This is a genomic window from Cupriavidus sp. FW305-27, from assembly GCF_058787995.1.
This window is the reverse complement of record NZ_JBYTAG010000024.1, coordinates 10105-25840: the sequence shown is the minus strand read 5'-3', so window position 1 is coordinate 25840 and position 15736 is coordinate 10105. Positions and strand designations below refer to the sequence as shown.

At 63.9% G+C, this 15736-nt stretch carries 12 protein-coding genes; 4 read left to right on the top strand and 8 right to left on the bottom strand.

Annotated elements, in window-relative coordinates; all coding sequences use genetic code 11:
* Positions 1 to 2: 2 nt before the first annotated feature.
* Genes AC3WRI_RS13795 through AC3WRI_RS13775 form a run of 5 tightly spaced genes read right to left on the bottom strand, consistent with a single transcriptional unit; the run spans position 3 to position 6664 of the window.
* A complete protein-coding gene (locus AC3WRI_RS13795; RefSeq protein ID WP_492293427.1) occupies positions 3 to 1205 on the bottom strand; it encodes an MFS transporter in 1203 nt (400 codons plus the stop codon).
* The gene (locus tag AC3WRI_RS13790; RefSeq protein ID WP_492293426.1) at positions 1202 to 3256 is read right to left on the bottom strand and encodes a dipeptide ABC transporter ATP-binding protein; all 2055 of its coding nucleotides are present in this window, start codon (positions 3254 to 3256) and stop codon (positions 1202 to 1204) included. The genes AC3WRI_RS13795 and AC3WRI_RS13790 overlap by 4 nt, the downstream gene beginning before the upstream one ends.
* Positions 3257 to 3261: 5 nt before the next feature.
* On the bottom strand, positions 3262 to 4164 hold the full coding sequence (locus AC3WRI_RS13785; RefSeq protein WP_011617897.1) for an ABC transporter permease: 903 nt from the start codon (positions 4162 to 4164) through the stop codon (positions 3262 to 3264).
* A gap of 1 nt (position 4165) precedes the next feature.
* Complete coding sequence (locus AC3WRI_RS13780) at positions 4166 to 5083, bottom strand: ABC transporter permease (protein ID WP_492293425.1); 918 nt, start codon at positions 5081 to 5083, stop codon at positions 4166 to 4168.
* A gap of 21 nt (positions 5084 to 5104) precedes the next feature.
* Entirely contained in the window at positions 5105 to 6664 is a 1560-nt protein-coding gene (locus tag AC3WRI_RS13775; RefSeq protein WP_058697399.1) for an ABC transporter substrate-binding protein, read from the bottom strand.
* 193 nt (positions 6665 to 6857) lie between these two features.
* Here AC3WRI_RS13775 and AC3WRI_RS13770 point away from each other — a divergent pair, with 193 nt between their 5' ends.
* Complete coding sequence (locus tag AC3WRI_RS13770) at positions 6858 to 7547, top strand: ArsR/SmtB family transcription factor (RefSeq protein ID WP_011617900.1); 690 nt, start codon at positions 6858 to 6860, stop codon at positions 7545 to 7547.
* 31 nt (positions 7548 to 7578) lie between these two features.
* Complete coding sequence (locus tag AC3WRI_RS13765; protein ID WP_010810742.1) at positions 7579 to 8085, top strand: DUF6630 family protein; 507 nt, start codon at positions 7579 to 7581, stop codon at positions 8083 to 8085.
* Positions 8086 to 8114: 29 nt separating this feature from the next.
* Here AC3WRI_RS13765 and AC3WRI_RS13760 read toward each other — a convergent pair whose 3' ends face one another.
* The 3 genes from AC3WRI_RS13760 to AC3WRI_RS13750 form a co-directional block, all read right to left on the bottom strand.
* On the bottom strand, positions 8115 to 9047 hold the full coding sequence (locus tag AC3WRI_RS13760) for a LysR family transcriptional regulator (protein WP_492293424.1): 933 nt from the start codon (positions 9045 to 9047) through the stop codon (positions 8115 to 8117).
* A gap of 71 nt (positions 9048 to 9118) precedes the next feature.
* The gene (locus tag AC3WRI_RS13755) at positions 9119 to 10204 is read right to left on the bottom strand and encodes a Zn-dependent alcohol dehydrogenase (RefSeq protein ID WP_492293423.1); all 1086 of its coding nucleotides are present in this window, start codon (positions 10202 to 10204) and stop codon (positions 9119 to 9121) included.
* A gap of 88 nt (positions 10205 to 10292) precedes the next feature.
* A complete protein-coding gene (locus AC3WRI_RS13750; protein ID WP_010810745.1) occupies positions 10293 to 11963 on the bottom strand; it encodes a phospholipase D family protein in 1671 nt (556 codons plus the stop codon).
* Between the two features lie 410 nt (positions 11964 to 12373).
* Between AC3WRI_RS13750 and AC3WRI_RS13745 the strand changes: the two genes are divergently transcribed.
* On the top strand, positions 12374 to 13909 hold the full coding sequence (locus AC3WRI_RS13745; protein WP_010810746.1) for an amino acid permease: 1536 nt from the start codon (positions 12374 to 12376) through the stop codon (positions 13907 to 13909).
* Positions 13910 to 13989: 80 nt separating this feature from the next.
* A complete protein-coding gene (locus AC3WRI_RS13740; RefSeq protein WP_037024735.1) occupies positions 13990 to 15666 on the top strand; it encodes an amidohydrolase in 1677 nt (558 codons plus the stop codon).
* The last annotated feature ends 70 nt before the right edge of the window (positions 15667 to 15736 follow it).

Below are 15736 nucleotides of genomic sequence, written 5' to 3'. Positions count from 1 at the left end.
CATCAACCGCGGAAACGCATGGCGGTTCCGATGGCACACGCGAACACGATGGATAGGCACGCAGCGATGGCTATCATGGCGTTCGCCAGGCCCATCAGCCCTGCCACATATCCAACGAGCAAGCCACCCACGGCAGCGCCGGCGCGAAACGTCATGACGTGGAGCGCGACTACCCTACCCTTATGCGTCTCAACGGCTTGCATTTGAGCGAATGCACTTGAGCAGATGTTCACAGCGGCCTGACCGAGCGCAAAAATCCCGATGGCGAAATAACCGCCTAGTTCCGAGGACGATAGCGAAAGCATTGCGGTGCCTGAGGCGAGAAAGACAAGCGAAGTCACCTGGACCTTCAGCAGCGTCCGAATGTGACTGACAAGCGAAAGCAAGAGGCCAGCCGCAATAGCAAGGACTCCAAACAATGCATTGATATTGCCAAGCACCCTTGCATCCTGTCGCAGGATGCTGTCGACGATTGCCGGCAGCATGTCGATAACGGGGCGACCCAGCATCGCATACGCAAGGTAGACCAGGAAGACCAGGCGCATGGATCGGTCGTCAAGGACTGCGGTGAATGCACCCTTCAGCGTTACGAGGAAGGATTCCCGCCTGGGCGGCCGTACTGGCTTGGTCTCACCGTCATTTCCGGAGAGAACTCGCACAAACATGGCATCTGCCAGTGCGGTGACGCCACTCAACGCGAACGCAAAAAACGAGAGATTGTTCGTTATCAAGTACGCCGCCCCAAGCGGGCCGACAGAACGTGCGATATTCATCGAGACAGAGTTCACCGACACAGCACTGGCGATTTCGGTCTTCTCGACCAGCTTGGTGAGCAATACCTGGCGGGCCGGCTGCGAAAAGCTTCCGCATATCCCGACGAGTAGCGCACACGCAAGCAACGCGAAAATCGTCAGGTTTCCGGTGACGGCAAGCGCCGCCAGGACTAAGGACGTCAGACCACAGGTCGCATCAGCGATGCGGACGACTTGCCTGACCTTGCCTCGGTCGACCAGTATCCCCGCGAGCGGGGATACGACGAAGGATGGTGCAAACTGGACGAAGATCAGAATGCCGAGCAGCAGTTCAGAATGAGTTTGCTCCCATGCGTACCATCCCACGACCACCTGCTGAACCCATGTCCCAATCTGGGCCGAGGTATGAATCAGGTAATAGGCAGCAACCCGCGGCTGGCGAAGAACTCTCATGCTCGCAAAGTCATGGACTCCACACCCATGTCATTGCGAGAATAAGTATCCTGCATCAAAGATGAATCGGCCTCGACCAGCGAGTTCGCGTAATGGCACCGGACAGCACGCCCGTCCCCATACTCGCTCAACGCCGGCCGTTCATTGCACACGTCCGACCGATACGGGCACCGCGGGGAGAAGCAGCAGCCTTCCGGCCTTTGCATTGGGTTCGCAACGCCCGCCAGGATTCGATTCGCTTCATCCTGTTCCCGCCGCACCAAGGTCGGCGTACTTGCGAGCAGCGCTTTGGTATAGGGATGGGCCGGATTTCCCAGAACCTGCTCGGCAGGTCCATATTCGACGACTTCACCCAGATACATCACGGCAATCTCATCTGCCATATGACCCACCACAGCGAGGTCATGGCTGATAAACACCAGCGTCAGCTGAAACTCCTTCCGAAGTTGCAGCAGAAGGTTCAGGATCTGAGCTTGAACCGAGACATCCAGCGCCGACGTCGGCTCGTCGCAGACAATCAATGCCGGGTTGGTTGCAAGGGCACGTGCAATTGCAACGCGTTGGCGCTGCCCACCGGATAGCTGCCCGGGTGAAGCGTGGTGAAGCCGGGTTGGCAGACCGACCTTCCCGAGCAAGCTGGTCACGTGCGCGTCACGTTGTGCCGCGGGCATGGCCGCAGACAGGTCAAGCGGCCGCCGTACAATCTCGCTCACCCTGCGACTCGGATTGAGCGATGAGTAGGGATCCTGAAATACGGTCTGCACAAGGGCTGCCCGCTGCGCGGGCTCATACGCTCCAATGGGACGTTCATCGAGCAGCACTTCTCCTGAAACTGGCTGCTCCAACCCGAGAAGCATCCGAGCAAGCGTGGACTTCCCGCATCCCGACTCACCCACGATGGCCAGTGTCCGGCCCTTCTGAAGACGCAAGGACACGTCAACCACAGCCTTGAGCGAGAGCCGTGGCTTGAACAGGCCGCCGCGGACCTGGTACGTCATGGAGATGTCCTTTGCTTCCAGCAGTACATCTCCCGCCGGCCTCCGCAACATAGCCATAGGTGTCTCGACTTCCTCCGGCTGCGGGGCGCTGGCAAGGTGACATGCACCAGAGTGCTTCTTGTCGTAGGCACGAAGCTTCGGCGCTTCGAGACCGCATCTGGCGAATGCGTACTTGCACCGACGCTCGAAGACGCAGCTGGCTGGCTGGGAATAGAAGGACTGGACGGTGCCCGGTAGTGTAGGAAGCAGAGTGCCGGCCTCATGCTTCCCAAGGTCCGGGATCGACCGTAGCAGGCCCTGCGTATAGGGATGCCGCGATGCGGCGAAGAGTGTGCTCGTCGGTGCGGCTTCTACGATTTCTCCGGCGTACATGACGGCAACGTTGTCGGCGACTGATGCTACGGCCCCCAAATTGTGGGAGATCAGCAGCAATCCCATGCCGAGCTCTCGACGCAGGTCATCCAACAAGTCCAGGATCTGCTTTTGGACCGTGACATCCAGGGCCGTAGTGGGCTCGTCGGCGATGAGCAGCTGCGGGCGATTCATGAGCGCCATGGCAATCATGATGCGCTGGCGTTGCCCACCGGAGAACTCATGCGGGAACGATGTCATACGCTTGGCCGGCGAGGCAATACCCACCCGCTCCAGCAGCTCAATCGCGCGTCTGCGGGCATGGTCGCTGGCCACCGCCTGGTGGCGCCGCATTGTCTCCGTCAACTGCCTGCCGATGCTGTAGACGGGGTTCAAGGCCGTCATTGGCTCCTGGAAGATGTATCCAACCTGAGTCCCTCGCACGGTGCTCGCCAGGTCGCGCTCAGACATGCTGGTCAGGTCCAGGCCATTTACGCGCAGCGTGTCAGCCGAGCACTGTGCGCGCCGTGGCAGCAATCGTGGAATCGAAAGCGCAGTTAGCGACTTGCCGGAACCTGACTCACCGACTACTCCGAGGCACTCTCCCTTGTCGATTTTGAGGCTGACGTTACGGACAGCATGCAATGTGCGCCTGTTCTCCAGCGGCAGCTTGATGCTGAGATTCTCTACTTCAAGAAGCATGGCGTTCAATCCCGAGTCTGTGGCTGGATGACATCGCGCAACCCATCGCCGAGCAGGTTCACGCCTATCACGAGAAGAAAGAGAGATGCGCCGGGCAGCAAGACAATCCATGGATTGAGGAACATCACCGCCTTGCCTTCCGAGATCATCAACCCCCAGGACGGGATGGGCGAAGGCACTCCGACGCCAAGGAACGACAGCGACGCTTCTGCCAGGATAGAAACCGCCACTTCCGCAGTGAATACGACCAATAGCGACCCAGCCAGGTTAGGCAGGATGTCCCAGACGATGATTTGGCGAGCACTGGCGCCAGCCAATTTCGATGCCTTGACATAGTCCAGTTCTCGAATCCGCTGCGTTGCGCTGCGCGTCACGACCAGATAGAGCGTCCAGTGCATCAGCCCGATAACGCAGACGACGGTCGTGAGCGACGGCTGAATGAAATAGATCAGGGTCATCGCCAGGAGCAAGCTCGGAAGCGCAAGCTTGCACGTAAGGCCGAACATGACAGCGTGGTCAACCAGGCGCCCGAAGTATCCGGCGATCGAACCCAACGTTATTCCGATGACGGCGCCGATAGACGCGGCGCAGAAGCCAATGGTGAGCGATACTCGCGCGCCCTCGAGCAGGCGCGCAAGAACGTCTCTACCCAGCTGGTCCGTGCCGAGCGGATGCTGGAGTGCGCCCCTGGCATCCCAAGCCGGCGGGCGCAGTCGCATCATCAGATCCTGCGCGTATGGGTCTGTCGTCCAAATCAGCGGCCCGAAAAGCGCAACCATGATGTAGGCAAGTACCACCCCACCACCAATGCGCACGCTTCGGTTGCGAAGGATTCGTTTTGGCAGACTGTCGCGCCTTTCAGCATTCGATGAGGCGCTTACTTCCGTAGTCAGAGCAATATCGGTCATCTCATGCAAGCCTAATTCGTGGGTCAAGCCAGGCGTTGAGGACGTCTGACACAAAAGTCATCAGCACAAACATCACCGCGAAGACAAGCACCAGCATCTGTAAGGTAGGGATGTCACCGGTAAGCACTGAATTCAGTGCCAACCGGCCCAATCCATTCATGGCAAAGACGACCTCGGTAACGACCGATCCTCCCAGCTTGTTCCCCAGTTCGATGGCGAGCACGCTCACCACCGGAAGAATCGCGTTACGCATGGCGTGGCGACGCAGAAGGCTCCAGCCGAAGAACCCTTTTGCCCGGGCGGTCCGGATAAAGTCCGCCGAAAGTACTTCCATCAGCCCCGACCTGGTCAGCCGCATGACATTCGGGACCGCACCTTTGCCGAGAATCACCGCCGGCATGATGTAGCTCTGCCACGAGTCGTCTCCGGACACCGGAAGCAAGCCGAGGTGAACGGCGAAAAACAGGATGAACAACAGTCCTACCCAGAAATTCGGGGCGGCCTGTATGGCGGCTGCGACTGAGAGCGCGGTGCGGTCTATCCAGCTGCCTGGCCGCAGTGCGGCAGCGACACCAAGTGGCAGGCCGATCAGGATGGTGACCAGCATCCCGCTCAGCGCCAGTCGGATGGTGACCGGTGCATGCTCGAGGATAATTTCCATGACTGGCTGCTTCATGACATAGCTGACGCCCAGGTCACCTTTTAACAGCCCGCCCACCCATGTCACGTACCGCTCTGACGCGGGCCTGTCCAACCCGAGGTCTGCGCGGACTTGCGCGATTACGGCCGGGTCATCGGTATCGCCAACGATAGCCGCGGCCGGGTCGACGGCAAAGTTGAGCAGCGCAAAGGTGACAATCGACGCCGTCAAGGCGACGGCGATTGCCAACAGGATCTTCTGCGTAACGAATCTAAGCACGATGTCGTTTCCCTAGTTCATTCACTTCTTTGCCTTCCACGTGGCTAGATACAGCCGTGGCATGCCGTCAGCAGCCTGCGGAAAATTCAGATCCGGCGCCAGGACGAAGTTCTGGGTGAATTCAAACAGAGGTACCCAGTAGGCTTGGTCAAGAATGCGACTCACCGCCTCCCGCCCGAGCTCCTTACGTGCTGGGATGTCGGTTGTGGACAGGAACTGTTCGAGACTCGAATACAGTCGCTGGTCGTGATGGAAGTCACTGGGCGAGCCCTTGCCGAACAGATTGGGCAAGAGCGCGCCAGCATCCGCGACGCCCAGGGAGCCGTTGTTCTCGAAATATGCTGAGATCTGGTTTTCATCGCGCGCCTTGAGCACAGCGGGCGATTTGGCGACGCGCAGATTGGCGTTGATTCCGGCCTTTCGCCACATCGCGACGACAGCTTCCAGCGTTTCCTTTTCACGCGATGCCCACAGATCAAACTGAAGTCCGTTCGGATAACCCGCCTCAGTAAGAAGTTGCTTCGCCTTTGCGATGTTGTAGTTGTACTTGGTGACGTCCTGGGCGCAGCCGAACTGTATCGGCAAGCAGGGGGTATAGGCAGGAGCCGAACGTCCGCGAATGAGCTGCCTTGTCAGAGCCTCCCGGTCCACCGCGTAGTTGAGGGCCTGACGTACCTTCAGCTTGGTAAAAGGATTGTCCTTGCCGGTGCGCCCGGCCGCGTCCAGCACGATGAAGCCGATGCGCATGGACGGCGACGCCACAAAGACTGCTTGCTTGGTACTTCCAACCTCATCGGCAATGTCCGTTGGAATGTTGTATGTCCAATGAACGCCGCCGGAAAGAACCTCCGCTACCTGAGTTGCGTAGTCTGGAATCACCTTGATGCGAATGCGCGGGATTTCTGGCGTGCCTTTCGGGGATTCCTTGCGATAGCCGGCAAACTTTTCCAGCACGACTTCTCGTCCGGGCAGGAACGAGGTGACTTTATAGGGGCCAGTCCCCACCATTTTTCGCGACTGCGCCTCGACATCCAGGCCGCTGGGCGTCCCCGCTTTGTCGTACGTTCCGCTCTTGACAACCCGACCTGTCGTTGCCAGAAAATGCAGCGCCAGAGGATTCGCGCCCTTCATTCTGAACACCACGGTACCAGGCGCTTCCCCCTTCTCTACTTTCGCCAGCCATCGCTTGAACTGATCCCCCTTCTTGGCAGTGCTTTTGGGATTGATGATGGACTGGAATGTATAGATGACGTCGTCGGCTGTCACTTTGCTGCCGTCATGGAACTGGATGTCCTCACGCAGGGTGACTTCAAGAACGGTCGGTTCGAGATATCGGTAGCTCTTTGCCAGCAAGGGCGTCGGCTGCTGCGTCGCCGGGTCGATGTAGAAGAGAGAATCGTCAATCAGGAGACTGAGGATTTCGTTCTCGCGAGAGGTGGAGTTGAAATTGTCCAATACCAATATTTCTCTCGCGACCGCTGCGACAAGCGTGCCGTCTGCGGGCTTGGCGTCCGCGGCAATCGGTGAGAAACATCCCCATAGGATGGAGAGGCCTGCCAAGCTGCTGCGAACTCGTTTCATGCTCTGTAATCCCCCTGAACATACGATTTTTTGCCGTTCTGGTCATACTGGTATGACCAGTGTCGAGACACTATAGTCGGGGGGTTGAGCTACTGTCAAAAGAGGGTTTTCCCGCAGTGGCAGCGCCCGATTGCCAACTCGCTGGCGTGTGCCGCCTATACTCCGCATGCCACCTTTCATCCGGAGCCAAACCATGGATTACACCCCGGGCATCAGCCACCTCGCCGCCCTGCTCGCCGATCCCGGCCGCGCGGCCATGCTGTGGGCGCTGATGGACGGCAGCGCCCGGCCCGCCGGCGAGCTGGCGCTGATCGCCGGGCTGTCGGCCTCCTCCACCAGCGGCCACCTGGCCCGCTTGACCGAAGGCGGGCTGCTGGTGGCCGAGACGCGCGGGCGCAACCGCTACTACCGCCTGGCCGCGCCGGAGATCGGCGTGGCGATCGAGGCGCTGGCATCGGCGTCGCTGGCCAGCCAGCCGCCGCGGCTGCGCGACGTGCCGGCATCGCGCACCGCGCCACCGGCGCTGCGCCAGGCGCGCACCTGCTATGACCACCTGGCGGGCGAGCTGGCCGTGGGCCTGTTCGAGCGGATGACGCATTCGGGCTGGCTGATGCTGGACGGACAGCGCGTAGACCTGAGCGGCGACGGCGCGCAGGCGCTGGCGGGGCTGGGTGTCGACGTGGAGGCGGCGCGGCGCAAGCGGCGCCAGTTTGCCTGCACCTGCCCGGACTGGAGCGAGCGCAAGCCGCACCTGGGCGGCGCGCTTGGCGCGGCGCTGTTGGGCAGCCTGCTGTCGCGCGGCTGGGTCGAGCCTACGCGCACCTCGCGCGCGTTGCGCGTGACACCGGCGGGCCAACGCGAGATCATTCGCATCGCGGCCTAGGAGACCGCAGCAAGCAACAGGAGAAAACAAGATGGCCACACCCCTGGACGACGACACGCAGGACGCGATTGCGCGTTTCTTCGCCCTGATCAACCTTGGCGACAGCGCGCAGACCTCGGCGCAGCTGTCGATGTTTGAAGATGCCCTGCTCGATGCCGAGGACGATGACACCGATGGCCAGGAACTGCTGTGGGTGATCCGTGAGGTCATCGACTGGCAGTCCGGGTTCTTTGTCGACTGGAAGGATGCCCAGTCCTTTATCGGCTGCCTGAACCAGTTGTGCGAACGGATCGACCTGGAGATCGACTGGGGCAGCGACGACCCCGAGGAAGAAGCCTTCCTGGAGACCACCAGCGTGCCGGAACTGATGGAGCTGGCGCACAACCAATTGCGCGTGGCCGGCTATACGCTGTGGAACTGGGATACCGGCGGCGACGCCTACGGCGGCTGGATCACGCGCAGCGAGGACGACGAGGAGATGCTGGATCTTGCCGAAGTGCTGCACTTTGACGTGCGGCCGGCCGAGCAGCCTTATTGACCGATGCCCGCAAGCGGAGGCCGCGGCAGCTAAGCGTTCTCCCTCCGCTTGCCGTACGGGCGCCGCGCCTCCGGCACCCCCAGCGTCTGCTCCAGCATGTCCAGCAGCACCCGCACGCTGGCCGGCATCAGCTTGCGCGCCGGCATCAGCACGTAGACCTTCAGCGGCGATGAGGCATAGCCCGGCAGCACCCGCACCAGTTGCCCCTGACCGACCGCATCCTGCACGAAGCGCGGCGACAGCCGCGTCACGCCCAGCCCGTCGAGCGCCGCCTTGAGCCGCAGCTCGGCGTTATGGGTGCAGATGCGCGGCTCGACATCCTGGCGTGCAATCTCCACGCCGTCGCGCAGGAACTCCCAGTGGCGGTCGTCGGCATTGCCCAGCGTGGGCCACCCCTGCAGGTCCTGCGGCGTGCGCGGCAGCCCGCGCGTCTTGATCAGTGCCGGCGCGGCATAGAAGGCGCGCTCAACCAGCACCACGCGCTTGCTGGCGAACGAGGTGTCGTGCAGCGCGGTGTCGGTCATCACGAACGCGAGGTCGTAGCCGTGGCGGATCAGGTCGGGCTGGTCCCAGCTGACATCGACCTGCACGCGCAGGCCGGGGTGGGCGCGCAGCACGCGCGTCAGGCTTTCGGACAGATGCTGGGAGCCGACTTCATAGGGGGTGGAGATGCGCAGCAGGCCGCTGACTTCGGCGCTGTCCGAGGTGGTCTCGGCACTGATTTCATGGAGTTCGGCGAACAGCGGCGCCACGCGCTCATACAGGCGCTGGCCGCGTTCGGTCACGCGCACGCGGCGCGTGGTGCGCTCGAACAGGCGGATGCCTAGCTGGCCTTCCAGCCGTGCCACCGCGGCGCTGGCGGAAGATTTGGGTACCTCTGCCAGCTCGGCCCCCTGGGTGAAGCCGCCGCCTTCCACCACGCGGCAAAAAATCTCCCAGTCCTTCCATTCGATTGTCTTCATGCGGCGCCTCGTCATTGCGGTGCGCCGCGATTGTCCCACAGCGCGAACCATGGCGCTGTGGGCGGCGGCCCTTAATCGAACAGGATCACCGAGCGCGCCAGCTCGCCGCGGCGCAGTTGGTCGAAGGCATCGTTGATGCGCTCCAGCGGCAGGCGCTGCGCGATCAGTTCGTCCAGGTGCAGGCGGCCGGCCATATAGAAGTCCACCATGCGCGGCATGTCCACCGGGAAGCGGTTGGAGCCCATCAGCGAGCCCTGGATGCGCTTCTCGCCCAGGAAATCGCTGCCCTTCAGTTCAATCTTGACGCCCGGCGCGATCATGCCGATGACCGTGGCGGTGCCGCCCCGGCGCAGCATGGCAAAGGCCTGCTCGGTGGTCTGCTTCAGGCCGATGGCCTCGAAGGCATGGTGCACGCCGCCGCCGGTGAGGGTGCGCACGGCATCCAGCACATCGGCATTGCCGGCGTCGATCACGTCGGTCGCGCCGAACCTGCGCGCCAGCTCCAGCTTGGCCGGCACGCGGTCGATGGCGATGATGCGCCCGGCACCGGCGATGGCGGCGCTGTTGACCGTGGCCAGCCCGATGCCGCCGCAGCCGATCACGGCAATGGTCTCGCCCGGCTGCACCTTCGCGGTATGGATCACCGCGCCCATGCCGGTGGTGACCGCGCAGCCGATCAGCGCGGCGCGGTCCAGCGGCATGTCGCGCCGTATTGCCACCAGCGCGTGCTCATGGATCAGCATCTGCTCGGCGAACGCCGACAGGTTCAGGAACTGGTTCATGGGCCCGCCCTGGCGGGCCATCAGGCGCGGCTCTTCGCCTTCGCGGCGGCGGGTATCGGGCTCAATGCACAGCGACAGGCGGCCGGTCAGGCAGTGTTCGCAATGGCCGCAGTAGGCCGACAGGCAGGTGATCACGTGGTCACCGGGCTTGACCGTGCGCACTTCGGCGCCGACCTGCTCGACCACACCCGCGGCCTCGTGGCCCAGGATTGCCGGCATCGGGTACGGGTAGGCACCGTCCAGGAAATGCAGGTCCGAGTGGCACACGCCCACGGCGGCGGTGCGCACCAGCACCTCGCGCGGGCCGGGCTTGCCGATGGCAACGTCTTCGATAATCAGCGGGGTCTTGGGTTGATACAGGACAGCGGCCTTCATGAAGCTCCTTTGCGGCAGGCAACGAAGCGGAAAACCATACGCCCAAACCCGGGTTCAGGAAAGGCGCGGTGCAGCACCGCAGCCAGGCTTATAGCTCTTCCTTGATCGGGAGCACGCGCAGCACGCCGATGCCCAGATGCTGCAGCGGACCCATGCCGGGTTCGCTGTCATAGACCATGAGCTGCCCCTTCTCGCGCGTGGTCCAGGTCAGGCGCCGGTTGCCGCCGTCGCCATCGGTCTGCATGCCGACGCGATAGGCCATGTCGAGCAGCCCGTGCTCGGTGGACTTGATCATGCGCTCGGCCAGCGCCGGGCTGTCCAGCACGACGCCCATCTCGGTATTGAGCTTGGCCGAGCGCGGGTCCATGTTGAGCGAGCCGATGAATACCAGGTGCCGGTCGACGATGTAGTTCTTGGCATGCAGGCTGGCGCGGCTGGACGACAGCCATGAGCGCGAGCGCGAACCGCGCGCGGCCTTGCCGCTGCTTGCCAGTTCGGCGTAGGCGCTGGGCTTGAGCTCGTACAGCTCGACGCCCGCGGCCACCAGCGCCAGCCGGTGCGGGGCGTAGCCGGCATGCACCGGGCTGACATCGGTGGCGGCAAACGAGTTGGTCAGGATGCGCACGCGGATGCCGCGCTTTGCCAGGGCGATCAGCCAGGCCTCGCCATCGTCGTCCGGCACGAAGTACGGCGAGATCAGCAGCACTTCCTTCTGCGCGCCGTTGATCATTTTCTCGAGCCGGGCGGTGGCGTGCCCGGGGTCGTCGTCGGTCTGGTGCGTAATCTTGGCGGCCTTGTCGGAGACCACGACAGCCTTGCCGCTGTAGGCAGGCATGCGGCCGCTCTCGATGCCCTTGGCCAGGCCGGACTCCAGCAATTCCTTCACGTAGGGGCTGGCGACGGCCTGGTCGCCGCGTGCTTCCAGGCCCTTGCGCAGGCTGCGCATCTCAACCGGCGCTTCCTTGCCTGCGGGGATCAGCGCCACCACCGGGTATGAGGACTGGTCGTTCCAGTATTCGTCGAACACCGCCGATACCTGCGGCACCGCCGGTCCGGCAATCAGCACATCGAGGTCGCTGAAGTCCATGTCGGCGCGCGCGGAGAAGTAGGCATCGCCGACATTGCGCCCGCCCAGCAGGGTCATCTGGTTGTCCACCGTCATCGACTTGTTGTGCATGCGCCGGTCCAGCCGCTTGAAGCCGGCCAGCATTTCCAGCCAGCGCACGCTGCGGTTGGCAAACGGATTGAACAGTCGCACCTCGATATTGGGATGCGAATCGATGGCCGACAGGATCTTGTCCATGCCACCGGTATGCAGGTCGTCGAGCAGCATGCGCACGCGCACGCCGCGGTCGGCCGCGTCGATGATGTCGCCCAGCACGGCGGCGCCGGTGCCGGTGGTCTCGAAGATATAGGTCTGCAGGTCCAGGCTGCGTTGCGCCGCACGCGCCATCGCCAGCCGCGCAGCGAGCGCGTCGGGCCCGGACTGCAGCGGATAGAACAGCGACTCGCCTGGGTGCTGCGCCAGGCGCGGCGCCAGCACCTTGCCCAGCGGGGTGTCGGCGGTACTGACCGGGGCGCTCGAGGGGGTGCGCTGCGCCGAGGCTGGCAGGCTGGCGCACCCTGCCAGCAACCCGGCCGCCAGCGCCGACCCGAGCATCGCCGCCGTCAGCCGGCGCAGGCCCCGGCTGGCGCCCGCGTGCCTCGCGGCACGGCTTGGCCGGGTATCGAACGGAACATGACAGAGCGTCTGGAACATCCGTGAGGTCTCCCTGCGGCGGGATGGGATGGGGCTGGCCCCGCGCGCCGGCCGGCATGCAGCGCCTGCTACCTCGCACGATATACCGCGCGCCGCTGCCGTGGCAGCGGTGCCATTCCTGTTCCGCGTCGGGTGTTTGTCCTACATCGCATGCACAGGCAATGCGGTCACGCGGCCAATGCGGCACACCGGGCGGCGCGCGGCTCGCGCAGCGGCTTTCCCTGCACAACGATTTCTCTTATGATGCCGCCCAATATACCGGCCGGTAGAACCGGGAGGAGGCACTGGCGGCGGGCCGCCGCGACCCGTGCGGCTGGCGCTTCGGCGCAGCTTGCCGCCTCTCGGCGATGCCGGCATAGTTGCGCGCCTTCGCGACCTTTTGTCCTGGCGCGCGCCCAGACCGGATCCTGATGTCAAGCCAACCTTCCCAGCCCACCTCTTCCGGCGCCCCCGCGCCGACGCTGCGCCGCACCCTGCGGGCACGCCATCTCACCATGATCGCCATCGGCGGCTCGATCGGCACGGGGCTGTTCGTGGCCTCGGGTGCCACCATCGCACAGGCCGGCCCCGGCGGCGCGCTGGCCGCCTATATCCTGATCGGGGCGATGGTCTATTTCCTGATGACCAGCCTGGGCGAGCTGGCGGCCTATATGCCGGTGTCGGGCTCGTTCGCCACCTATGGCGCGCGCTATGTCGATGAAGGCTTCGGCTTCGCGCTCGGCTGGAACTACTGGTACAACTGGGCGGTGACCATCGCGGTGGAACTGGCCGCGGCCCAGCTGGTGATGCAGTACTGGTTCCCCGACACGCCGGGCGTGCTGTGGAGCGCGCTGTTCCTGGGCCTGATGTTCCTGCTCAACGCGATCTCGGTGCGCGGCTTCGGCGAGGCCGAGTACTGGTGCGCGCTGGTCAAGGTGGTGACGGTGATCGCCTTTATCGGCATCGGCACGCTGATGATCTTCGGCATCCTGCGCGGCGACGTGTCGGCCTCCCACGGACTGGCCAACCTGACCACCGGCGACGCGCCCTTCGTCGGCGGCCTGCCGGCGCTGATCGGCGTGGCCATGATCGCCGGCTTCTCGTTCCAGGGCACCGAGCTGATCGGCGTCGCCGCCGGCGAATCGGCCGATCCGGCCAAGAACATCCCGCGCGCGGTGCGCCAGGTGTTCTGGCGCATCCTGCTGTTCTATGTGCTGGCGATCCTGATCATCGGCATCCTGATCCCCTACACCGACCCGAACCTGCTCAAGAACGACGTGCAGACCGTGGGCGTCAGCCCGTTCACGCTGGTGTTCCGCCATGCGGGCCTGGCCTTTGCGGCAGGCGTGATGAACGCGGTGATCCTGACCGCGGTGCTGTCGGCCGGCAATTCTGGCATGTATGCCTCCACCCGCATGCTGTACAACCTGGCCACCGAAGGCCGCGCGCCGCGCATCTTTGCGCAGCTCACGCGCAACGGCGTGCCGCTGATGGCGCTGCTGGCCACTACCGCGGTGGGCGCGCTGTGCTTTCTCACCTCGTTGTTCGAAAGCAGGTCGGTCTACCTGTGGCTGCTGAACCTGTCCGGCATGACCGGATTTATCGCGTGGCTGGGCATTGCGGTCAGCCATTACCGCTTCCGCAAGGGCTTTGTCGCGCAAGGGCTGGACCTGGACCGGCTGCCTTACCGCTCGCCGTTCTTCCCCTACGGGCCGATCTTCGCCTTTGCGCTGTGCCTGATCGTGACGCTTGGGCAGAACTACCAGGCTTTCACCAGCGGCAAGATCGACTGGGTCAGCGTGGCCGCCACCTATATCGGCATCCCGATCTTCCTCCTGATCTGGCTGGGCTATCGCATTGCGCGCAAGACGCGCTTCGTGTCCTATGCCGAGATGCAATTCCCCGCCCTGCCGGCCAGACGCGATGCCGCCCCGGCGCGCGCCGCCGTGCCGGCAATCGGTGAATAAGCGCCATTCCCGCGCGCTTCACAACCAGCAGTACACAAGAGCAAGAAAGCACAAGCACAACAACAACAAGGAGCATCGCTTTGAAGAGAGCAATCCGCATGAGCATGCTGGCGCTTGGCGCCGGCATGGCACTGAGCCTGTCCGCGCACGCCGCGCCGACGCTGGTGGAATCGGTGCAGGGCTACACCCTGAAGCAGGACAAGATCACCAGCTTCACCGGCCTGGTGTTCGACCAGGGCAAGGTGCTGGCCACCGGCGACGCCGCCGCACTGCGCGCGCAGTACCCCGATGCCAAACGCATCGACGGCCAGGGCAAGACCCTGCTGCCGGGCCTGATCGACGCCCACGGCCACGTGTTCCGCCTGGGCTTCAAGACCACCGAGATCTCGCTGTCCGGCACCAGGACGCTGGCCGAGGCGCAAGGCATGATCCGCGCCTATGGCGACAAGAACCCGCAGCGCAAGTGGCTGCTGGGCTATGGCTGGAACCAGGTGAACTGGAAGCTGGGCCGCTTCCCGACCGCGGCCGAGCTGGACGCGGCGGTGTCGGACCGCCCGGTGCGGCTGGTGCGCGTGGACGGCCACGCCGCGTGGCTCAACACCAAGGCGCTGCAGGCCGCCGGCATCACGCGCGACACCAAGGACCCGGCCGGCGGACGCATCGAGCGCGATGCCAACGGCAACCCCACCGGCGTGCTGGTCGACAAGGCCATGGCGCTGGTCAACAGCGTGATCCCGCCGTACAGCGACGATGACCGCCGCGCCGCGCTGGCCGCCTCGCTGGCGCACATGAACGCGCTCGGCCTGACCGCAGCGGGCGACGCCGGCGTGACCGTTGCCGAGGACAAGATTTACCGCGAGTTCGCCGACCAGGGCAAGCTGACCACGCGCATCTACGGCATGATCCGCGACACCGGCGACGACTTCAAGGCGCTGTCGGCCAAGGGGCCGCTGGTGGGCTATGGCAACGACCGCTACTACCTGCGCGCGGTCAAGCTGTATGGCGACGGCGCACTGGGCAGCCGCGGCGCCGCGCTGATGGCACCGTACTCGGACGACCACGTGCACAGCGGCCTGCTCTTCATGAGCGATGCCGCCATGCAGACCGCGATCAAGACCGCGATCAAGGCCGGCTACCAGGTCAACATCCACGCCATCGGCGATGCCACCAACCACCAGGTGCTGGATGCCATGGAAACGGCCTACAAGGACGTGGGCGGGCGCCAGTTGCGTAACCGCGTCGAGCACGCGCAGGTGATCGCGCTGTCGGACATCCCGCGCTTCAAGACGCTGGACCTGATCGCCTCGATGCAGCCCACGCACGCCACCAGCGACATGAACATGGCCGAAGACCGTGTCGGCAAGGATCGCATCAAGGGCGCCTATGCCTGGCAGACGCTGCTCAAGCAAGGCACCGTGATCGCGGGCGGCTCGGACTTCCCGGTGGAATCGGCCAACCCGTTCTACGGCCTGCACGCCGCGGTCACCCGCACTGACCATGAAGGCCGCCCGATCCGCGGCTGGCATCCGGAAGAGGCCATGACCCTGCCGCAGGCATTCCGCGCCTTCACCCTGGACGCGGCCTATGCCGAGCACCAGGAGAAGACGCTGGGCTCGCTCGAAGCCGGCAAGTGGGCCGACTTCATCCTGGTCGACCAGGACCTGTTCAAGGCCAAGCCGGCAGACATCTGGAAGACCCAGGTGCTGGAGACCTGGGTGGCGGGTGAGCGGGTGTACGCGAAGGACGGCAAGCGTTAAGCCGCCATCCACGGCATGCCGCCATTCGCGGCGGCTTGCTGTCCTTGAAAAAAAGCGCGCGGCACTGATC